At 69.1% G+C, this 20,430-nt stretch carries 21 protein-coding genes and 1 other RNA gene; 4 read left to right on the forward strand and 18 right to left on the reverse strand.

Translation table 11 applies throughout. The features are described 5' to 3' along the window. The 11 genes from mraY to AC1RRS_RS01290 all read right to left on the reverse strand — a co-directional run bounded on the left by mraY (nt 1) and on the right by AC1RRS_RS01290 (nt 10,445). The gene (gene mraY / locus AC1RRS_RS01240) at nt 1-1,116 is read right to left on the reverse strand and encodes a phospho-N-acetylmuramoyl-pentapeptide-transferase (RefSeq protein WP_110121402.1); all 1,116 of its coding nucleotides are present in this window, start codon (nt 1,114-1,116) and stop codon (nt 1-3) included. Further along, entirely contained in the window at nt 1,116-2,501 is a 1,386-nt protein-coding gene (locus tag AC1RRS_RS01245) for a UDP-N-acetylmuramoyl-tripeptide--D-alanyl-D-alanine ligase (protein WP_492853614.1), read from the reverse strand. Before AC1RRS_RS01245 ends, mraY begins: the two co-directional genes overlap by 1 nt. Continuing rightward, a complete protein-coding gene (locus tag AC1RRS_RS01250; protein ID WP_492853615.1) occupies nt 2,494-3,951 on the reverse strand; it encodes a UDP-N-acetylmuramoyl-L-alanyl-D-glutamate--2,6-diaminopimelate ligase in 1,458 nt (485 codons plus the stop codon). Before AC1RRS_RS01250 ends, AC1RRS_RS01245 begins: the two co-directional genes overlap by 8 nt. After that, nucleotides 3,948-5,714, reverse strand: a complete 1,767-nt coding sequence (locus tag AC1RRS_RS01255) for a peptidoglycan D,D-transpeptidase FtsI family protein (RefSeq protein WP_110121399.1) — start codon at nt 5,712-5,714, stop codon at nt 3,948-3,950. The genes AC1RRS_RS01250 and AC1RRS_RS01255 overlap by 4 nt, the downstream gene beginning before the upstream one ends. After that, the gene (ftsL, locus tag AC1RRS_RS01260; protein ID WP_487288478.1) at nt 5,711-6,142 is read right to left on the reverse strand and encodes a cell division protein FtsL; all 432 of its coding nucleotides are present in this window, start codon (nt 6,140-6,142) and stop codon (nt 5,711-5,713) included. Before ftsL ends, AC1RRS_RS01255 begins: the two co-directional genes overlap by 4 nt. After that, the gene (rsmH, locus tag AC1RRS_RS01265) at nt 6,139-7,080 is read right to left on the reverse strand and encodes a 16S rRNA (cytosine(1402)-N(4))-methyltransferase RsmH (protein ID WP_110132685.1); all 942 of its coding nucleotides are present in this window, start codon (nt 7,078-7,080) and stop codon (nt 6,139-6,141) included. Before rsmH ends, ftsL begins: the two co-directional genes overlap by 4 nt. Then, a complete protein-coding gene (locus AC1RRS_RS01270) occupies nt 7,077-7,544 on the reverse strand; it encodes a division/cell wall cluster transcriptional repressor MraZ (protein WP_492853616.1) in 468 nt (155 codons plus the stop codon). The genes rsmH and AC1RRS_RS01270 overlap by 4 nt, the downstream gene beginning before the upstream one ends. A gap of 262 nt (nt 7,545-7,806) precedes the next feature. Continuing rightward, an RNA gene (rnpB, locus tag AC1RRS_RS01275) (RNase P RNA component class A) lies at nt 7,807-8,190 on the reverse strand. Nucleotides 8,191-8,224: 34 nt separating this feature from the next. After that, complete coding sequence (locus AC1RRS_RS01280; RefSeq protein ID WP_487288474.1) at nt 8,225-8,830, reverse strand: FMN-binding negative transcriptional regulator; 606 nt, start codon at nt 8,828-8,830, stop codon at nt 8,225-8,227. Further along, nucleotides 8,830-9,555: an N-acetylmuramoyl-L-alanine amidase gene (locus AC1RRS_RS01285; RefSeq protein WP_492853617.1), complete on the reverse strand. Its 726-nt coding sequence runs from the start codon at nt 9,553-9,555 to the stop codon at nt 8,830-8,832. Before AC1RRS_RS01285 ends, AC1RRS_RS01280 begins: the two co-directional genes overlap by 1 nt. Beyond that, the gene (locus AC1RRS_RS01290; RefSeq protein WP_492853618.1) at nt 9,552-10,445 is read right to left on the reverse strand and encodes a DMT family transporter; all 894 of its coding nucleotides are present in this window, start codon (nt 10,443-10,445) and stop codon (nt 9,552-9,554) included. The genes AC1RRS_RS01285 and AC1RRS_RS01290 overlap by 4 nt, the downstream gene beginning before the upstream one ends. A 164-nt stretch (nt 10,446-10,609) precedes the next feature. On the opposite strand from AC1RRS_RS01290, the gene AC1RRS_RS01295 reads away from it, so the two are divergent. Next, nucleotides 10,610-12,109 (forward strand): flavin-containing monooxygenase, encoded by a 1,500-nt coding sequence (locus AC1RRS_RS01295; RefSeq protein WP_492853619.1) that lies wholly within the window; start codon nt 10,610-10,612, stop codon nt 12,107-12,109. 202 nt (nt 12,110-12,311) lie between these two features. Then, a complete protein-coding gene (locus tag AC1RRS_RS01300) occupies nt 12,312-12,887 on the forward strand; it encodes a hypothetical protein (RefSeq protein ID WP_492853620.1) in 576 nt (191 codons plus the stop codon). 166 nt (nt 12,888-13,053) lie between these two features. On the opposite strand, the gene AC1RRS_RS01305 is transcribed toward AC1RRS_RS01300, so the two are convergent. The 4 genes from AC1RRS_RS01305 to AC1RRS_RS01320 are packed head-to-tail and all read right to left on the reverse strand — an operon-like array spanning nt 13,054 to nt 15,695. Further along, nucleotides 13,054-13,950 carry a bestrophin family protein gene (locus AC1RRS_RS01305; protein WP_492853621.1) on the reverse strand — a complete coding sequence of 299 codons (897 nt, stop codon included), beginning with the start codon at nt 13,948-13,950 and terminating at the stop codon, nt 13,054-13,056. Continuing rightward, a complete protein-coding gene (locus tag AC1RRS_RS01310) occupies nt 13,947-14,276 on the reverse strand; it encodes a barstar family protein (protein WP_492853622.1) in 330 nt (109 codons plus the stop codon). Before AC1RRS_RS01310 ends, AC1RRS_RS01305 begins: the two co-directional genes overlap by 4 nt. A gap of 6 nt (nt 14,277-14,282) precedes the next feature. Further along, nucleotides 14,283-14,885: a DUF3052 family protein gene (locus AC1RRS_RS01315; protein WP_492853623.1), complete on the reverse strand. Its 603-nt coding sequence runs from the start codon at nt 14,883-14,885 to the stop codon at nt 14,283-14,285. Nucleotides 14,886-14,888: 3 nt separating this feature from the next. Then, nucleotides 14,889-15,695 (reverse strand): crotonase/enoyl-CoA hydratase family protein, encoded by an 807-nt coding sequence (locus tag AC1RRS_RS01320; RefSeq protein ID WP_487288467.1) that lies wholly within the window; start codon nt 15,693-15,695, stop codon nt 14,889-14,891. A 234-nt stretch (nt 15,696-15,929) separates the two neighbouring features. Between AC1RRS_RS01320 and AC1RRS_RS01325 the strand changes: the two genes are divergently transcribed. Further along, entirely contained in the window at nt 15,930-16,292 is a 363-nt protein-coding gene (locus tag AC1RRS_RS01325) for a response regulator (protein ID WP_233245331.1), read from the forward strand. A gap of 52 nt (nt 16,293-16,344) precedes the next feature. Continuing rightward, on the forward strand, nt 16,345-16,959 hold the full coding sequence (locus tag AC1RRS_RS01330) for a pyridoxamine 5'-phosphate oxidase family protein (RefSeq protein WP_492853624.1): 615 nt from the start codon (nt 16,345-16,347) through the stop codon (nt 16,957-16,959). A 173-nt stretch (nt 16,960-17,132) separates the two neighbouring features. Here the strand turns inward: AC1RRS_RS01330 and AC1RRS_RS01335 are convergent, their stop codons facing one another. From AC1RRS_RS01335 to fliX, 3 genes are all read right to left on the reverse strand, one after another. Next, nucleotides 17,133-18,971: a DUF885 domain-containing protein gene (locus tag AC1RRS_RS01335; protein ID WP_492853625.1), complete on the reverse strand. Its 1,839-nt coding sequence runs from the start codon at nt 18,969-18,971 to the stop codon at nt 17,133-17,135. 204 nt (nt 18,972-19,175) lie between these two features. Then, nucleotides 19,176-19,604 (reverse strand): RNA polymerase-binding protein DksA, encoded by a 429-nt coding sequence (gene dksA, locus AC1RRS_RS01340; RefSeq protein ID WP_110121381.1) that lies wholly within the window; start codon nt 19,602-19,604, stop codon nt 19,176-19,178. A gap of 214 nt (nt 19,605-19,818) precedes the next feature. Continuing rightward, on the reverse strand, nt 19,819-20,247 hold the full coding sequence (gene fliX / locus AC1RRS_RS01345; RefSeq protein WP_110133270.1) for a flagellar assembly regulator FliX: 429 nt from the start codon (nt 20,245-20,247) through the stop codon (nt 19,819-19,821). Between the last annotated feature and the right edge of the window lie 183 nt (nt 20,248-20,430).

Genomic DNA, 20,430 nt, shown 5'->3' on the forward strand with positions numbered 1-20,430 from the left:
TTACCGTAGCTTCAGCGTGGCGAGGCCGACGAACGAGAGCATCATGGCGACGATCCAGAAACGGACGACGACGGTGCTCTCGGCCCAGCCCAGCTTTTCGAAATGGTGATGGATCGGCGCCATCAGGAAGATGCGCTTGCCGGTCTTCTTGAAGTAGGCGACCTGGATCATCACGCTCAGGGCCTCGGCCACGAACAGGCCGCCGACGATGCCGAGAACCAGCTCGTGCTTGGCGCAGACGGCGATCGAGCCCAGCGCGCCGCCCAGGGCCAGCGAGCCGGTGTCGCCCATGAAGATCTTGGCGGGGGGCGCGTTGTACCAGAGGAAGCCCATGCCGCCGCCGATGATGGCGCCGCACAGCACCGCCAGTTCGCCGACGCTCGGCACGAAGTGCAGGTTCAGATAGTCGGCGAACTTGTAGTTGCCGACGAGGTAGGCGATCAGGCCGAAGGTCGAGGCGGCGAACATCACCGGCACGATGGCCAGGCCGTCCAGGCCGTCGGTCAGGTTCACGGCGTTGGAGAAGCCGGCGATCGTGATCGCGGCGAAGGCCACGTAGAACCAGCCGAGATTGATCACCAGGTTCTTGAGGATCGGGAAGACCACCGAGGTCTCGAGCCCCGGCGTCATCTGCGACTTCGGGGCGAAGACGATGAGGGCCACGGCGGCGATGATCGAGACGATGAACTGGGCGACCAGCTTCTGGCCGCTGGAAAGGCCGGCGGTCGTCTGCTTGGTGACCTTGGCGTAGTCGTCCATGAAGCCCAGCAAGCCGAAGGCGGCCGTGATGCCCAGCACCACCCAGACGTGGACGTTGCGCAGGTCGGCGAACAGCAGCGAGCCGACGAACAGCCCGGCCAGGATCATGAAGCCGCCCATGGTGGGCGTGCCGGACTTCTCGAGCACGTGGCGCTCGATGCCGTCGGTGCGGATCGGCTGGCCCTTGCCCTGCTTGGCCTTCATCCAGCGGATGAAGCGCGAGCCCATGGCCACGGCCACGATGTAGGCCGTCAGCATCGACATGCCGGTGCGGAAGGTCAGGTACTTCAGCAGGTTCAGGACCGGAACGTGCTCGTGACCGCCCCGCGAGAGCCATTCGTAGAGGAAATACAGCATCAGACTTGTTCCCGCCGGCCGAGCGCGGACAGGGCGGCGGCGATAGCGCCGGCCCGAGATCCGTTCGACCCCTTCACCATCACCACGTCGTTCGGCTCTACGGCCGCTACGATCTTTTCCGCCAACTCGGGCGCGGCGTCCGCATAGCCGCCGCGGCGCGTCTGCGGAAGCGCGTTCCACAGCGACATCATTAACGGCCCGGCGCAGAACACCAGATCGATGTCGGCCTGGGCGATCGGCTCCGCCAGCTGCGCGTGGAAGCGCGGGCTGTCGGGGCCCAGCTCCAGCATGTCGGTCAGGGCGACGATGCGGCGGCCCGCGACCTTGCGCGCGCCCAGCGTCGCCAGGGCGGCCTGCATCGACACCGGATTGGCGTTGTAGCTCTCGTCCACCAGGGTGAAGGCGCCGCCCTCGACGGCAACCGTCTGCTCGGCCCCGCGGCCTTCGATCGGCGCGAACTCGGCCAGGGCCGCCAGGGCCGTGGCGCGATCGACGCCGAGCGCCTCCAGCATCAGCAGCACGCACAGGCTGTTGGGGCCCCAGTGCACGCCGGTCTGGCGGATCGGGAAGGAGACGGCCTCGCCGTCCAGCTCGGCGACGACGGTCGCGCCGGCGCCCTCGACCACGAAGTCCACCAGCCGGGCGCTGGTCCCGTCGCGGCCGAAGCTGCGCACGGTGGCGCCGGCCTTTTCGGCCTCGGCCTTCAGCAGGTCGAACCATTGGTTGTCGGCGTTCAGCACGGCGACGCCGCCAGGCTCCAGTCCGTCGAAGATCTCGGCCTTCGCCCTGGCCACGCCGATCTCGCCTTCGGCGAAGTTCTCCAGGTGCACCGGGCCGACCGTGGTGATCGCCACCGCATGCGGGCGGATGAACTTCGACAGCGGGGTAATCTCGTCGGCGTGGTTCATGCCGACCTCGAACACCGCCCGCTCGGTGTCGCGCGGCATGCGGGCCAGGGTCAGGGGCACGCCGATGTGGTTGTTGTACGACTTCACCGAGGCGTGGGCCTTGCCGGCGCGACGCAGGCCGGCCTCGACGGCGCGGGTGACGCTGGTCTTGCCAACCGAGCCTGTGACGGCGCCGCGGCGGGCCTGCGGCGCGCGCTCGCGGGCGGCGACGCCCAGGGCTTCGAGGGCCGTGAAGGTGTCGGCCACGACGACGGCGGGACTTTCGACCGGCTGGGAGACCAGCGCGCCGGCCGCGCCCTTGGCGGCGGTCTGGGCGACGAACTCGTGGCCGTCGCGCACACCGGCCAGGGCGACGAACAGGTCGCCCGGCTCGACCGTGCGGCTGTCGATCGACACGCCGGTGGCGGCGAAGTCGCCGGCGACCTTGCCGCCGGTCGCGGCGGCGATCTCTTCAGCGGTCCAGAGCGCTTCAGGCATCGACAGCCTCCAGCGCGCTCAGGGTCTCGGCCACGTCGTCGAACGGATGGACGACGCCGGCGACGGTCTGGCCCTGCTCGTGGCCCTTGCCGGCCACCACCAAGACGTCGCCGTCTTCCAGCAGGCTCACGCCGACGCGGATGGCCTCGCGGCGGTCGCCGATCTCGCGCGCGCCCGGGGCGGCTGCGAGGATGGCGGCGCGGATGCTGGCGGGATCTTCCGAACGCGGATTGTCGTCGGTGACGATGGCGACGTCGGCCAGGCGGGCGGCGATCTCGCCCATCTGAGGACGCTTGGTGCGGTCACGGTCGCCGCCGGCCCCGAACACGGCCACCAGCTTGCCCCGCACGTGCGGGCGCAGGGCGTTCAGCACCGTCTCCAGACCGTCGGGGGTGTGGGCGTAGTCGACATAGGCCTCGCCCTTGCCGCTGCCCTTGCCGACGCGCTGCAGCCGTCCGGCCGCACCTTCCAGCTTTTCCAGGGCGGCGAGCACGGCGTCCAGATCCTCGCCGGTGGCCAGCACCAGGCCGGCCGCGACCAGCACGTTGCTGGCCTGGAAGTCGCCGGCCAGCGGCAGGCGGACTTCGAACTCGCGGTCCTGGGCGGCGATCTTCAGCAGCTGGCCCCAGGGGGTCGGCTCGCGCGACACCAGCTTCAGGCCCTGGCCCTGCGCGCCGACCGACAGGATGGTCTCGCCCGAGGTCACGGCGGCGGCGGCGAAGGCCGGGAAGGCGTCGCTGTCGGCGTTGAGCACGGCGGTCGCGCCGCGCGGCAGCAGGGCCTCGAACAGGCGCAGCTTGGCGGCCCGGTAGCAGCCCATGGTGCCGTGATAGTCCAGGTGATCCTGGGTGAAGTTGGTGAAGCCGGCGGCGCTGATCTTCAGCCCGTCCAGGCGGCGCTGGTCGATGCCGTGCGACGAGGCCTCGACCGCCAGGTGGGTCACGCCCATGCCGGCCAGCTTGGCGGCCATCTCGGCGACGTCGGCGGCGTCGGGCGTGGTCAGGCCCGGCGGGGTCAGTTGCTGGTCCGGAACGCCCGGCGCGCTGACGACGACGCCCAGGGTGCCCATGCTGGCGGCGGTCTTGCCCAGCAGGGCGTAGATCTGGCGGGCGAAGCCGGCGACCGAGGTCTTGCCGTTGGTGCCGGTGACCGCGATCACCGTGGCCGGCTGCTGCGACCAGAACTCGGCGGCGGCCAGGGCGTAGGCGCGGCGGATGTCGCCGGCGTGGGCGGTCGGCACGGCAAGGCCGGTCACGTCATCGGGGGCGAGCACGGCGGCCGCGCCCGAGGCGATGGCGCTGGGGATGAAGCTGCGGCCGTCAACCTTGCTGCCCGGCAGGGCGGCGAACAGGAAGCCTTCACGCACCTTGCGGCTGTCGGCGGTGACGCCGGCGATGGCCGGGTCCGCGTCGAACGAGCGGTGCAGGATCTGTGAAAGCGTCTTGGTCAAAGTCCCGCCCCTGGCGTCGTGGCTTTCGGCTGTCCGCCGGCGATGGTGAGAAGGTCGGTGCGGCGCTGCACGCCGAGGAACGGCGCGATGCGGTCGATCACGCGGCCGGCGGCCGGCGCGGCGACCCAGCCGCCGGTCGAGAAGCCGAAGGTCTTGGGCGTGCCGTGCGGCTCGTCCATCAGGATCAGCACGAAGTAGCGGTCGGCCTCCATCGGCCCCTCGGTGGGGAACACCGCGGCGAAGGACGAGACCTGGCGCTGGTGATTGTAGCCGCGGATCGAAGGATCGTACTTCTCGCCGGTGCCGGTCTTGCCGCCGACGCTCAGACCCTTGATGTCGGCCGACTTGCCGCTGCCGCCGGTGACGTTGGCGCGCATGATCTGCAGCATCTGCTGCGAGGTCTCTTCCGACAGCACCCGCGCGCCTTCCGGACGAACGCCCGGCGCCAGCTTGCGGATGGTCAGCGGCGGCATGACGCCGCCGTTCAGCAGCGGGCTGAACGCGCGGGCCAGGGCCAGCGGGCTGACGTTCATGCCGTGACCGAACGAGGTGGAGGCCACCGCGTCGATGTCCCACTTCTTCGGGGTCAGCGGACGGGCCGACTCGCGCAGCTCCACCTTGGCCGGCTTGGTCAGGCCCAGGGCGGCGTAATACTGGCTCAGGCGCTGGGCGCCGATGCCCTCGGCCAGGCGCGCGGTGCCGATGTTGGACGAGTGCTGGAACACCTCGACCAGGTTCAGGATCTTCCGCGAGGCGTGGTAGTCGTGGATCGTGCGGTAGCCCAGCTTGTAGGGCTCGCGGGCGTCGAAGGTCGAGTTGGGCGTGGCCACGCCGGTGTCGAGGCCGATGGCCACGGTGAAGGCCTTGAAGGTCGAGCCCATCTCGTAGACGGCGGCGGCCGCACGGTTCAGCTTGGCGTCGTCGCTGGCCTTGCCCGGATCGTTCGGGTCGAAGTCCGGATAGCTGGCCAGACCCAGGATCTCGCCGGTGTGGACGTTGGTGACGATGCCGACGGCGCCCTTGGGACCGAACTCCAGGGCGGCCTTGCGCAGCTCGTCCTCGAGGGCGGCCTGGACGCGCAGGTCGATCGACAGAGCGATCGGAGCCGCGCCCTCGCCCTTGGCGGCGGCCGTGTGGATGTCGTCGTTCAGGGCCCCTTCGGCCCCGGCCAGGCCCTTGCCGCCGCCGTCGACGAAGCCGACGAAGTGCGCGGCCGAGACGCCCAGCGGATAGACGCGGCGGGCCTGGTCCTCGAACTCCACGCCCGGCAGGCCCAGGTTGAAGATGGCGTCCTTCTGGGCCGGATCGAGCCCGCCCAGCAGGAAGGCGCGACGCTCGCCGAACACGGCCTTGTCCAGGCGCTTGCCCGGCACCTGCGGCAGGGCCTTGCCCAGGGCGGCGCGGGTGGCCTTGGCGTCCCAGACTTCCTTGGGATCGACGTAGAGCGCGTAGTGGGTCAGGTCGACCGCCAGCAGCTTGCCCTCGCGGTCGACGAGGTCGCCGCGCGCGCCTTCCATGGCCGCCAGGTAGCCGCTGTTCTTGTTGGGGTTGGAGAACACCGCCGCCCAGGTGGCGCCGATGGCCAGCACCATGAAGGCGCAGGTGAACAGGGCCAGCACGAAGAAGATGCGGATGCTGGTGTCGTCTTCCGGCTTGGCCGCGGCGCGCGAGCGCTCGAAGGCGTGCTCAAGGCGCCAGACGCGTTCGACGACCCAGCGCCAGGCCGGGCCGCCGCCTTGCGGGACGAGGTTGGCGAGGCTCATCGCGGAGCCTCCTCGTTCGGCTGGTCGGCCGCGCCGTCGGGCGCGTCGGCGCCGGCCAGGGCCGCGCTCGGCGCGGGGGCCGGGGCGGCGGCGGTCTTGGACGGCTTGGCCGGGCGGCGGGCGACGTCGATCAGGGCGTCTTCGCTGGTCTCGCGGTCGGCGGCGATCGGGGCCAGTTGCGCGGCCTGGGCCAGGGACTCGATGCGGCGCGGCTGCTCCAGGTGGGCGACCTCGGCCTGCAGCAGGCGCACCTGGACGCGCTCTTCCTCGATCTGGCGCTCGACCGAGGCGATCTCGGCGCGCTCGCGGCCGGCGAAGGCCTTCGCCATGTAGACGCCCAGCACCAGCACCAGCAGCACGCCTACGCCGACCAGATCGACCACGCGGAAGCCGCGCACGCGGCGATGGAAGACCTCCGAGATCCTCATGCCGAGGCCTCCCAGACGGGGGCCTCGGTGCGGATCGCCGCGCGCAGCTTGGAGGAACGGGCGCGGGGGTTGGCGGCCAGCTCGGCCTCGCCCGGCGCGATGGCCTTGGTCGAGATCAGCTGGAAGCTGGGCGGCGCGCCGGCGGCGGTCGGCGGCGCGTGGCGCGAGCCGCCCGGCGTGCGGCCGGCGCGCTCGGCCAGGAAATTCTTGACGATGCGGTCTTCCAGCGAATGGAAGGTGACCACGGCCAGGCGGCCGCCCGGCTTCAGCGCGCGCTCGGCGGCGGCGAGCCCCTCTTCCAGTTCGCCCAGCTCGTCATTGACGGCGATGCGCAGCCCCTGGAACGAGCGCGTGGCCGGATGCACCTTGGCGCCCTTGCGGCCGCCCAGGGCGCGCTCGATCACGGCCGCCAGGTCCAGGGTGCGGGTGAACGGCTCTTCGGCCCGACGCCGGACGATGAAGCTGGCCACGCGGCGCGAGGCGTGCTCCTCGCCGTAGACGTAGAGGATGCGGGCCAGTTCGGTCTGGTCCAGGGTGTTGACGAGATCGGCCGCGGTCGGACCGTCATCGCCCATGCGCATGTCCAGCGGACCGTCGCGCATGAAGGAGAAGCCGCGCTCGGCTTCGTCGAGCTGCATGGAAGACACGCCAAGATCCAGGGTTACGCCGTCGACCGACGCGTCCCCAAAATAGGCGCTGATTTGCGAGAAACGGTCCTGAATCAGCCGAAAGCGACCATCCGCCGCGGAAAGGTCGGCCGTGAAACGCTGCACCGTCGGATCGCGGTCGAAGGCCGTGACGGAGGCGCCCGTCGCCATGATCGCGCGGGTGTAGCCGCCGGCGCCGAAGGTGCCGTCCAGCACCATGTCGCCCGGCTTGGCGTCGAGCGCCGCGACCACTTCGCCCAGCAGGACCGAGATGTGCGGAGCCGCGCTCATGCCGCGCCTCCCAGGCGGGCGACGCGCTGCTGGGCGCGCAGGGCGGCCAGGCCGTCGCGGGCCAGCTCGCGCTGGGCGGCGCGGTGGGCCTGGAAGGCGTCGCGCGACCAGATCTGGAAGCGCTCGCCCAGGCCGACGATGGTCACATCGTCCGTCAGGCCGAAGGTGTCGCACAGGACGTCGGGCAGGGTGATGCGGCCGGCGGTGTCGAACGACAGCTTGGCCATGCCGCCCAGGACGCTGGTCTCCAGCGCCGAGCGCACCGGGTCACCGAAGGGCAGCTCGTCAATCACCGACTGGTAGCGGTCGAACAGGGCCTTGCCGCCGGCTTCCAGGCAGTCGGCCTCGATGGAGGGGAAGCAGAAGATGCCGTCGAACGGGCCCGAGACGGCGGCGCGGAACTCCTGCGGCACGACGATGCGCCGCTTGCTGTCCAGCTGCTTCTCGAACGTCGAGAGGAACACCCCGCCAACCTCAAAAGCCGTCGCCCCGCCATGGATCGATCCGGCCCGAATGGGTTAACATGGGATGAACTGGGAAACAATGACACCCGGGGCCATTTCGTCAGGAATTCAAAGGCGCTAGCGGTAATATCAGACCGCATAAAATGGTTAATTTCGGAACATACAGACAACCCGATATTTATCCACAGACCCGCACACAGACGCGACCCATCCCGGCCCATTTCGGGGCCCGGGGAGTCGCTTGGGATTGCGGTGGAATTAATGGACCAGACGGCCTGTAAGCCGGGTTCTGTGCCGCCCCTGTGTACAGGGACGCGACGATCATTCCTCTTGGCCGCCCATTGCTGGACGGCTCTCGCGACCAACCCGGATCCTCTCGGCCAGTGACGGCCTAGCCGGCGAACCGGCGCGGGATCCCTATTCGGTCTTGCTCCAGGCGGGGCTTGCCATGCCGTCCCTGTCGCCAGGTCCGCGGTGGGCTCTTACCCCACCCTTTCACCCTTCCCGCCCCGTAGGGAGGAGGTTTGCTTTCTGTGGCGCTTTCCCTGGGATTGCTCCCGGTGGGCGTTACCCACCGCCTTGTCACCGTGGAGCCCGGACTTTCCTCGATTCCCGTGAAGGATACCGCGATCGCCCGGCCATCTGGTCCGCGCGCTGTTTGCGGCGCCCGGGCGGCGAGGTCAATCGATCTCGCGCATCCACCCCGCCACCGGGTGGTCGCCCAGCGCTTCGATCACGCCCGCCCGTTCGGCTTCGCGCTTGTTCTGGCCGAGCTTGAACGTGCCCTCCAGGCGCTCGACGTGCAGACGGGCGCCGACGATGCCGCGCAGCAGGGCGTCGAACTTGGCGGGCGTCATCTTGTCCCGCGTCCAGAGCGGCTTGGGCAGGAGGCGCGCCTCCTCCTGGGCCGACAGGTCGTCGAGGAGGACAATGGTCTCGGCCTCCGACAGCGGCGTGACGAAACCCTCGGCCTCGACGGAGACATAGTTCCAGGTCGGGACCTGATCATCGGTCCCATACCAGTCGGGGCTGACATAGGCGTGCGGTCCCATGGCGACGGCGACGGCCGAAAAGCCGGTCACCACAGCGCCCGCCACGGCGTTCATCCGCGACAGGTGGAAGTCGAGGAACAGGCCGTCGTCGCCCAGGTCGCGCACCACCACCGGGGCGTGGGCCGCGAAAGGCCGGCCGGCGACGCTGGCGCACAGGGTGACGAACGAATGCTCGGCGAGGAACGCCAGCAGCCGCGCGCGGTCCTCGACGTGGAAAGCCTTGGCCGGATGCATCAGGCGCCCGCCGCGGCCCGCAGCAGGCCCACCAGCCGCGCCCGGGTCTCGCCGTCGGCGACGCCGTCGAAACGGCTCTGCAGCCAGTGGCGCTGGAAGGCGCCGACCACGGTCTCGGTCCACTCGTCGTATTCGCCCGACGGCGCGCAGTCGAAGCCCAGGCGGGTCAAGCCGGCCTGCAGCGCGAAGACGCCCGTGCCCTGCTCGCCCCGCCCCAGCGGCGCGCCCGGCGAGGACGGCGGCTCGACCCACAGGCCATGGCCGCTTTCCGCCAGACGCTTCCACGGGAAGAGTTCGCCCGGATCGATCTTGCGGGCCGGGGCAACGTCGGAATGGCCGATGATGTGGTCGTCGTCGATGGTCCAGCGCGAGCGGATGTCGGCCAGCAGGTTGATCACAGCGGCGATCTGGACGTCGGGAAAGGCGCGATAGCCGAACTCGTGGCCCGGATTGACGATCTCGATGCCGATCGAGGACGAGTTGATGTCGCGCACGCCCTTCCAGAAGGCCGCGCCGGCGTGCCAGGCCCGCCGTTCCTCGGCCACCAGGCGAAACACCCGGCCGTCTTCTTCCACCACGTAGTGGGCGCTGACCTTGGCCTCGGGATCGCGCAGGCGCTCGATGGCCGCCTCGCCGCTCTCCATGCCGGTATAGTGCAGCACGACGGTGTCGGGCACGGCCTTGCGGGCGTCGAAATTGGGCGACGGGGCCTCGACGATGGTCATTGCGAGCGGTCCTTGAGAAGCATCAGCAGCGGCGTCACCTGGTTCCTGCGCAGGGCGACGATCAGCACGCCCGCGAGCGCCAGCGCCGCGCCGATCCCCATGCGCAGGTCGAAATGGTCGTGGGTGATGGCCACGCCCAGACCGATGGTCATCAGCGGGGTCATCAGGGTGAGCGGAGCGATCAGGTTGGCCTCGTAGCGCTGGATCAGGCCGTAATAGCCGGTGTGGGCGATCACCGACACCACCAGGGCCGAATAGGCGACGGCGGCGACGAACGGCCAGCCGGCCTCGAAGGCCTTGGCCGAGGCGCCGGGCTCCATGGCGAAGCTGGCGGCGGCCAGGATCCACACCGAGGTGAAGCCCACCCAGGCCTGAAGCTTCAAGGGTTTGACGCCCTGGATCTGCTTCATCATCACCGCCCCCAGCGAGCCGGCCAGGGCCGAGGCCACGACCAGCCACAGCCCGACCGACAGCGAGAAGCCGTGCGGGTTCCAGATCACGATCATCGCCCCAGCCAGGGTCAGGGCGATGCCGACGCCGCGCCGCCAGTGAATCTTCTCGCCCAGCATCAGCACCGACAGCAGGGTGGTGAAGGGTACGCCCGCCTGCACCACCACCGCCGCGGCCGACGGCGAGGCGGTCTTGAAGCCCATGAACAGCAGGGCGAAACCGCCCGCCCCCATCAGCACGCCCACCGCCAGCATCCGCCAGGTCGGACGCGGCGCGGGCAGCAGCCACGGCAGGGTCACCGCCGCCACCAGACCGAACCGCACCGCCGCATAGAACAGCGGCGGCACGCCCCAGTGGGCGACCACGATCTTGGAGACGATATTGTTGCTGGCCCAGATCAGGCAGACCAGCACCAGAAGGCCGAAGTCACGCAGGGACATGCCCTCCGCATACTTGGCGACCGGGACCATGCGCAATGAAAACCGACTCGCATTTCGACGCCCCGATTGACGCAGCGTCCAAACGGACGTTTGCTGGTGAACATCGTTCACTTGAAGACAGCGTCCGGACCAACCGGACCGCCATGCGGGGACGGAGACACTAGATGACGGGCCAAAGCGTCTCGGACCATTTCGACGTCTTGATCGTGGGCGCGGGCCTGTCGGGGATCGGCGCGGCCCATCACCTGACGCGGCGCTGCCCGGGCAAGACCTACGCCATCCTCGAGGCCCGCGACGCCATCGGCGGCACCTGGGACCTGTTTCGCTATCCGGGCATCCGGTCGGACAGCGACATGTACACCCTGGGCTATTCCTTCAAGCCGTGGCGCGAGGCGAAAGCCATCGCCGACGGCCCCTCGATCCTGAACTATGTGCGCGAGACCGCGACCGAGGCCGGGGTGAACGAGCACATCCGCTTCCGCCACAAGGTGCGCCGCGCCGAGTGGAGCAGCGAGACCGCCAGCTGGACGGTCGAAGCCGAGCGGCTCGACCCAGGCAAGAACACCGGCGAGACGGTGAAGATCACCTGCGGCTTCCTCTATATGTGCGCCGGCTACTACGCCTACGACGCCGGCTACACGCCCGACTTCGAGGGAACCGAGCGCTTCGGGGGCCGCATCGTCCACCCGCAGCACTGGCCCGAGGATCTCGACTACGCCGGCAAGCGGGTGGTGGTGATCGGCAGCGGCGCGACGGCGGTGACCATCGTGCCGGAGATGGCCAAGACGGCCGCCCAGGTGACGATGCTGCAGCGCTCGCCGACCTATGTGGTCTCGCGCCCCGCCGAGGACGGCCTCGCCAACTGGATGCGCAAGCGCCTGCCGGCCATGACTGCCTACGGGATCACGCGCTGGAAGAACGTGCTGATCACCATGCTGTTCTTCAACCTCTCGCGGAAGAAGCCGGCCAAGACGAAAGAGCGCCTGATCAATCTGGTCCGCGACCAGCTGCCAAAGGACTACGACGTCGAGACCCACTTCACGCCGCGCTACAATCCCTGGGACCAGCGCCTGTGCCTGGTGCCCGACGCCGACCTGTTCGCGGCGATCGGCAACGGTTCGGCCGAGGTGGTCACCGACCACATCGAGACCTTCACCGAGGACGGCCTGAAGCTGAAGTCGGGCAAGACCCTGCCGGCCGACATCGTCGTCACCGCCACCGGCCTGCGCATGCAGCTGATGAGCGGCATGGAGGTAGTCGTCGACGGCCGCGCCGTCGATCTGGCCAAGGGCTTCAGCTACAAGGGCATGATGTTCAGCGACGTGCCGAACCTGGCCTCGGCCTTCGGCTACACCAACGCCTCCTGGACGCTCAAAGCGGATCTGACCAGCGAATATGTCTGTCGCCTGCTGACCCACATGGACCGCGCCGGCGCCGACTGGTGCATGCCTCACCTCGACGCGCCGGACATGGAGGCCGTTCCCTGGCTCGACTTCTCGTCGGGCTACGTCCAGCGGGCCATGGACAAGTTCCCCAAGCAGGGAACCAAGACCCCCTGGAAGGTGCACCAGAACTACGCCCTCGACCTGGCCGCCCTGCGCCTGGGCAAGCTGGAGGACGGGGTGATGCGGTTTGGGCGGCGCAAGGCCAAGGCGGCGGCGTAGGCCCCCTCCGGGCCTCCGGGCAACCTCCCCCAGAGGGGGAGGATTTGGCCGGCGCGGCGACCTTTAAGATGCTTCCCCTCTGGGGGAACTGTCGCGGAGCGACTGAGGGGGTCGCGCAGCGGTGGAACCCAAGGCCCAGCTTGCCGTTCCTGATCAGCGTTCATCGGCCTATGATGGACGATCAGCAGGATGCGGGGGTGCGATGCGCGCGACTTTGACGACGATGGCGGTCCTGGGCGCGGCGGCGTTCATGGCCACGGGCTGCGCGACGGCCCAGCCGAGCTATCCGGCCAAGGCGCCCGCGACCACGACGGCGAGCAAGCCGCCGCCTCCGCCCGCCAAGGACTCTGACGGCGACGGCCGGCCCGACGGCTGGCGCGAGAAGTCGATGGAGATCGGCACCCAACCGGTCCGCGACGTCGGCCTGTCGAAGAAGAAGATCCCGCCGGTGCTGGAGGAGGCCCTGGCCGATCCCTACAGCCTCAAGGGCCTGAAGAGCTGCGCCAAGCTGACGGTCGAGATCGAGCGCCTGAACGAGGTGCTGGGTCCCGACTACAAGACCGACAACGAGTACACGGAAAACCGCGCCGGCAAGCTGGCCGAGGCCGGCGGCAAGACGCTGATCAACTCGATCATCCCGTTCCGCAGCCTGGTGCGCGAGATCTCCGGCGCCGCCCCAGCCGACCGCCACCTCGAAGCCCTCGGCGACGCAGGCCTGGCCCGCCGCGGCTTCCTGCGCGGCGTGCACCAGAAGCAGGGCTGCAAGCAGCGGTTCTAAATCCCTCTCCCCTTGCGGGAGAGGGTGGCCTCCGAAGGAGGTCGGATGAGGGGTCTCTCAGAAATCAAACGCCGCGACAGCTGATCGGCCGTCGCGGCGTTTTCGTTCGTGCAACCCCTCATCCGACGGCTTCGCCGCCACCTTCTCCCGCAAGGGGAGAAGGACCCTACGTCAGCCGATACCCCTTGGCCTCCAGCACCGGCGGCAGGTCTTCCCGTCCCAGCGAGAACAGCAGGTCCCGCTCCACGGTGCGGACCATGGCGTCCAGCGGCAGATCGTTGTCCTCCAGGCCGAACGGGTCCTCGAGCTGATCGCCCAGGGCGTCGAGGCCGAAGAAGGTGTAGCCGGTCAGCAGCACCAGGACCGGCGTCCACCAGCCCAGGGCATGGGCCAAGGCGAACGGCAGCAGCAGGCAGAAGACGTGCGCCGTCCGGTGCAGCATGAGCGAGTAGGAGAACGGCGGCGGCGTGGTCTTTATCCGCTCGCAGCCGCCCTGCACGTGACCCAGTTCGGTCAGCTGGATCTCCAGAACCGACAGATGGATCGGCGTCAGCAGCCCCTCGCCTTGCAGCCGGACGCAGTCGGCGCCGACGGCGGCCAGGATCGCATCGGTCGGATTGGGGGCGGCCGCCAGGGACGGCAGGTCCCGCCAGCGCGCGATCGCCGCCCGCTCGTCCCCGTCCCTCAGGCGCGCGACCAGTCCGCCGGCGAAGGCGGCCAGACCCAAGAGCAGCGGCTCGCGCGCCGGCTCCGGCAGGCCTTGCGTCTGCCGGGCGAAGCTGCGGGCGGCGATGATCAGCTGCCCCCAGAGCTTTCGCGCCTCCCACCAGCGGTCGTAGCAGGCGTTGTTCCGGAAGCTCATGAAGATCGACAGCGACAGGCCGATCAAGGTGAACGGCACGGCGCTCAGCCGCTCCAGCGCCGCCGGCCAGCGCTGAGCGACCAGCACCGCCCCGATCGACACCGCCAGCAGCACCACCAGCCGCCCGGCGATCCTGGGCAGGATCGAGCCGCGCAGGGCGAAGGCGATTTCGAAAAGACCCGCGCGCCGGCCGACGATCATGATCCCGCTCCGTCTGACGTCGCCAGCCGCAGCCTCACCTCGGAGGCGCTTCCCTCGTGCTTGAGCCGCCATTGCTGGGCTTCGCTGAGCGCATCGGCCAGGTCCTGGACGTCCTTGCGGACCTCTTCGGAGCCCAGGTTCTCGACCACCACCTCATAGGGCGGTTCGATCGGCAGCATGCCGCCATAGACCATCGAGTCGATGAAGGCGTCGATACTTGCGCCATGCCAGGCCAGGGAAGACCCCAGCGCGAGCAACAGGTCGCGATAGAAGTCGAGGCCGGTTTCCCAGCCTTCGCCGTCGATGGTGATGGTGATGGTCTTCACGACCCTTCAGCCCTTCCGCACCACGAACCGCAGCGCCGTGTGCGTGGCCGAGAACCCGCAGACCTTGGTGTCCGACAGGCCCACGCCGCGGGCCGCGCCCAGGACGTCGGTGTCTTTCAGCGGCGCGCCCTTGCCCTTCTGGGAGACGATCCAGATCGCGCCCTTGTCGGCCAGCACGCTCTTGAGGTCTTCCAGGCGGTCCAGCTCGGCCAGGTCGTCGGCGGCCAGGAACAGCAGGTCGACCTCTTCGAAGTCTTCCGCCGTCCCCGTCTCAACCTCGACGCGGCCGGCCAGTTCTTCGAGGAACGCCTCGTCGTCGACGCCGTCGACCACCACCGTCATGCCCGGCTTCACGCCCAGCTTGTCCAGCCGCGAGGGCGGATTGAGGATGGCGTGCACCCACTTGTCGGCCTGGCCCGGATCCAGCGTGAAGCGCGTGCCGTCGCTGAGCACGATGTCGTCGCCCTCGACGCGGATCCCGCGCAGGGCGTGGCCCTGGTAGATGCCGCGCACCGCCCCGCGGAAGATCAGCTTGGGCGGCTCCCACAGGAGCTTGCCGTCGCTTTCGCCGTCGCTGAGCTGGCCCCAGGCCTTGGCTTCCTTGCCCATGCCTCAGGCGCCCCGGAACGTGGGCTGGCGCTTTTCGAGAATGGCGTCGACGCCTTCCATGTGGTCCTCGGTGTGGTGGGCGATGGCCTGAGCGGCGGCGCTCATCTCCATCAGGGTGTCGTAGCTCGCCGTCTGGCCGTGCTTGAGCAGACTCTTGGCCATGCGCAAGGCGTGAGGCGGCTGCTGGGCGATCCGCTCGGCCAGGGCGAGAGCCTCGCCCATCAGGTCGGCCGAAGGCACGGCGCGGCTGATCAGGCCCCACTCGGCCGCCTTGGCCGCGTCGATGACGTCGCCGGTGAACAGCAGCTCGGCCGCGCGGCTCATGCCCACGGTGCGCGGCATCAGCCAGGCGCCGCCGTCGCCGGGGATCAGGCCGAGCTTCAGGAAGGTCACGCCGAACTTGGCCGTGTCGGCGGCGATGCGGATGTCGGTCATGCAGGCCACGTCGCAGCCCAGGCCGATGGCCGCGCCGTTCACGGCCGCGATCGACGGGACCTCCAGGCCGTAGATGGCCCGCACGATGCGGTGGATGTTCTTGCGGTAGCCGTCGCGCACGGCCACGCCGTTGCCGCCGAAGGCGCCCTCGCGGGCCTTCATCGCCTTGACGTCGCCGCCGGCCGAGAAGGCCTTGCCCGCGCCGGTCAGGATCACGCAGCGGATCTGCTGGTCGTCATTGATCGCCTCGCAGGCGGCCGCCACCTGGTCGCCGTCGCCCGGCGCGCCCAGGGCGTTCATCGCCTCGGGACGGTTGAGGGTGAGAATGGCGACGTGGCCGCGCTTTTCGGTGAGGACGAGGGGCTGGGACGACATGGGGTTTGGGCGCTCCTGCGGTGTTTTCTGTTTTCCGTTTGAATAGAGGCTTTCGGCTCGCGAGGGAAACCGGCCCTGGCGGCTCTCGCGGGACGGGCGGCGCCATCACGCGGCCGTGAGGGTTCGTGCGTGCAGGGACACATTTCTGAAAACCCAAGCGCGAATTCGATTGGCGCAGCCTGAAAGTTCGGGTTGTAGTCTTGTAAGGGACGACAGCGGATTGGCGTAAGTGCAGTGACAAGGTCCCAAGGCCACGCGCTCATCATCGAGGACGAGATCCTCATCGCCCTCGAAGTCGAGGCGCTTCTCGCCGCCCAAGGCTATTCAAGCTTCGACATCGCCGACAGTCCACAGGAAGCGCTCAGTTGCGCCCTGGCCCGCGCGCCCGACCTGATCACCGCCGATTTCCGCATCATCGGCGGCACGGGACTGGAGGCGGTCGAGGCCATCGAGGCCAAGCTGGGCCGCATCCCCACGGTGTTCGTCACCGGCAACGCCGACCAGTTGGCCAACGCCCGCCGGGCCATCGTCGACAAGCCGATCTCCCCCCGGCGTCTCGCCGAAGCCTGCCAGCAGGCGCTCGACAGCCGGGCCTGACGCGCCGGACTACGCCTGCTAGTTTCCCTCTCGAATATGGGGAGGACGGCGGATGGCGATCATCGACACGCTAGAGGCGCTGGAGGCGATCTACAGCCCCGCCCCGGTTCCGGCCTCGACGGTCAAGGTCAGCGACCGGCTGACCCCGCACTATCGCGCCCTGGTCGAAGCCTCGCCGTTCCTGGCCCTGGCCACGGCCGGCCCCGAGGGCCTCGACTGCAGCCCGCGCGGCGACGCCCACGGCCTGGTGACCATCGCCGACGACCGCACGCTGATCCTGCCCGACCGCCGCGGCAACAACCGCATCGACAGCCTGCGCAACATCGTCCGCGACCCGCGCGTGGCCCTGCTGTTCCTGATCCCCGGCTCGGGCACCACCTTCCGCGTCAACGGCCGGGCGGTGATCAGCGTCGAGCCCGGGTTGCTCGAAAGCCTGGCGGTCGAGGGCAAGGCCCCGCGCACGGCGCTGATCGTCACCATCGAGGAGTGCTATTTCCAGTGCGCCCGGGCGGTGATGCGCGCCGGACTGTGGAAGGCCGAGGCCCAGGTCGATCCCAAGTCGATCCCGACGGCCGGGGCGATGCTGGCCGCCGTCACCGCCGGGGAGGTCGGTGGCGCGGCCTATGACGAGGCCTGGCCCGCGCGGGCGGCGGCGACAATGTGGTGAAAATCCTTCTCCCCTTGCGGGAGAAGGTGTCGGCGATAGCCGACGGATGAGGGGTCTCTCAAAAATCGAACGCCGCGACAGCCGATCAGCCGTCGCGGCGTTTCTGTTCGTGTAACCCCTCACCCGACCTCCTTCGGAGGCCACCCTCTCCCGCAAGGGGAGAGGGATCGTGATTACCCCTTCGCCGTCTTCACATAGCGATCCACCACCTCGCCCAGCACGGTCAGCGGCGTGCCGCCGGTCGAGACCACGGCGTCGTTGAAGTCGCGCAGGTCGAAGCGCGGGCCCAGGGCCGCCTTGGCCTTTTCGCGCAGGCGCAGGATCTCGGTGTGACCGATCTTGTAGGCGCAGGCCTGGCCCGGGCTGGCGCAGTAGCGGTCGACCTCGCTGACCATGGCCGGCTTGGCGCGGCCGGTGGTCGAGGTCATGAACTCCACCGCCTGGTCGCGGGTCCAGCGCTTGTGGTGCAGGCCGGTGTCGACCACCAGCCGGGCGGCGCGGAACTGCTGGGCCTGTAGGTAGCCCAGCTGACCGAGCGGATCGCCCTCGTAGTAGCCGGCCTCGTCGGCGATCTGCTCGGCATAGAGCGCCCAGCCCTCGACGAAGGCGCCGAAGCCCATCAGCGAGCTGATCGTCGGGATCTGGCTGGCCCGCTCGGCCAGGTACGCGCCCTGCCAGGCGTGACCCGGAATGGCCTCGTGGGTGGTCAGGGTCGGCAGGCTGAACTTGGGCCAATTGCCCATGTTTTTCAGGTTGATGTAGTAGATCGCCGGGCGCGAGCCGTCGAGCGAGGCGAAGTTCATATAGCCCTGCGGCGCGCCGTCCTGGATCTCCTTGGGCACAGCCTTGACCATGACGTCGGCCTTCAGGCCCAGGCGCGACAGCTTGGGCATCAGCAGGCGGATCGCGGCGATGCGGTCGTTGAGATAGGCCAGGAGTTCGGCCCGGCCCGCGTCGCTGTCGGCGTAGAGGTAGCGCGGGTCCTTGGTCAGGGCGGTGACGCGCTCGCCGACCGAGCCTTGCGTCAGGCCCTGGCCCTTCAGCAGCACGTCCATGCGGGCGGCGATCTCGCGGCCCTGCTCCAGGCCCAGGGCGTGGATCTCCTCGGCGCCCATCGTGGTGGTGGTGTTGTAGCGCAGGCCCCAGCCGTAATAGGCCTCGCCCTGCGGCAGCTTCCAGACGCCGGCCTTGTCGTCGGCCTTCTCGCGCGCGGCCTTCAGGGCGGCGATCTGGCGGTCGAGCGCGGGATAGACCTCGCCCTCGATGATCTTCGTCGCATCGCCCGCGCGGTCGGCCAGGCCCTTGGCCTTGGCGCGCTCGGCCAGCGAGCCGACCATGCGGCTGTCGGCGGCCTTCTGGGCGCGCATCTCGGTCAGCTGGCCGATGGCGTTGTCGAGGATGAAGCTCGTCGGGATGACGCCGGCGCCGACGTCCTCGGCGATGCGACCGTTCTCCTGGTCGACCACCTTGGCGAAGGCGGCCAGGCGCGAGACATAGGCGTCGACGTCGGCGGCGGTCTCGATGCTGTGCTGCGAGTTCAGGAACTCCGGCACGAACGAATAGGCCCCGCCCTGCTGGCTGACGACATAGGGGTTGGCGAAGTCGCCGCCGTAGCTGAAGGCCGCGCCCTCGGCGCCGATCTTCTGGGCCGCCAGCACCGTGTCGCGGATCGTCAGGTCGTGCGGGTTGAGGGTCTTGGGATCGATGGCGGCGATACGCTTGGCGCGGTCGGCATAGGCGGCGACCTGGGCGCGGCGGCCGGCGGCCGAGCTGTCCGACAGCTTGGCCTTCAGGGCCGCGCGGGCGCCCTTGTCGAGGCCCAGGCCCGTGGCGGCCTCGGGCTGGTCGATCAGCATCTCGTCGACGAAGGCGTCGAGCAGCTTGGCCAGCTTCGGGTCGGCGATCGGGCCCTTGGCGGGCGTCGCGGCGAAGGCCGGCAGGCCCGAGGCGGCCCCCGAAGCCGCAGTGGCGGCGGCGGCCGAGAGAAGAAGATGACGACGGGACAGGCGCATGGAAGCGGCTCGCTGAAAGGGGCTTTCGAGCGGCCGTAGGCGCGGACCTTCCCCCGCTCAACGACCCTCGACGGGCGGGAGAAGATCATTCCCCCGTCGCCGTGAAAAGCAGCAAGCTTGGACTTAATTCGGGCAGAAACGCAGACGGCCTCGCCCAATGGGCGAGGCCGTCGCAAAACACATCAGGATAAGACCTGCGAGACCTCAGTCGTCGCGGTGAACCCGCTCGCGACGCTCGTGACGCTCCTGGGCCTCGAGGCTCAGGGTGGCGGTCGGACGCGCGTCCAGACGGGCCAGGCCGATGGGCTCGCCGGTCTCTTCGCAGTAGCCGTAGCTGCCGTCTTCGACCCGGCGCAACGCCTGGTCGATCTTGGAGATCAGCTTCCGCTGCCGGTCGCGGGTCCGAAGTTCCAGCGCCCGGTCGGTTTCCGACGACGCCCGGTCGGCGAGGTCGGCATGGTTCTCAGTTTCGGTCTGGAGGTGGGAGACCGTTTCGCGAGATTCGCGAAGGATCTCCTCTTTCCAGGTCAGCAGCTTCTGTTTGAAATACTCGAGCTGCCGCTCATTCATGAACGGCTCGTCCTCGGAAGGACGATACGTATTCGGTTCCTTAAGAACAGTGGCCGTCTGCATCAACGCCTCACGCCCCGATGAACTCCGCCCTCAGCGGGCGGTGTGCTTATACCAAAACGATAGCCCCGTTCAATGAACGTCGCATGAGCGGTGCATTCAGGCGCGCGCGCCTGCCTGACACGGCGGCGACGCTGCACGGGGGCGACGAGCTTCGCCGCGCCGGCCGGGGCAATAAAATCGCGGGAATGGGTTCGAGGTTCCATCCCGCCGCTCCTCACGCGCCTTGCGCCACGGAGAGCTTGGCCTCTTCGACGGCCGCGCGGGTCTCGATCTCGTTGAGCAGGCTCTGCAGCTTCGGATCGTCGACGCTCTCGCGGTGCTCGCGAACGGCGCGCTTGAGCTTGTCGATGGTGCTGGAGGAGACCTCCCCGTCCAGTACGGCGATCTTCAGGCCGTCGAGGATGTCCAGAATGTCGTCGGCCCGGCGGATGGCGCGACGCTTGCGCTCCATCGGGTCCATGTTGGCCTGCAGGGCCAGAAGAGCGTCCAGCGAGCCCACCCCGGCCAGGCCGCCGGCCGCGGCCGTCCCGGCCACGCCGCTGGCGCCGCCGACGCTGGGCAGGGCGAAGTTCGATCCGCCGCCCGCCGGCCGCGCGCGTGATGCGCCAGCCGCGCCCACGCCTCCCGAGCTCGAAACCTTCATGACGACCGTCGCTCCAAAGCTGGTCTTGAACGCCTACATATAGGGAGTCGGCCTCCCCGATGAGAACTCATATTCGAGATCGGCGCTTGCGGTATGGTTAATGCCGGGCAGAATCTGCCGGACAGGATTGTCGCAGGCGTTTTTGGCCGCCCTTTTCATTGATTTTCCTCACCTTTTCCGTTG

The sequence above is a fragment of the Caulobacter sp. GW821-FHT12A07 genome (assembly GCF_058807655.1).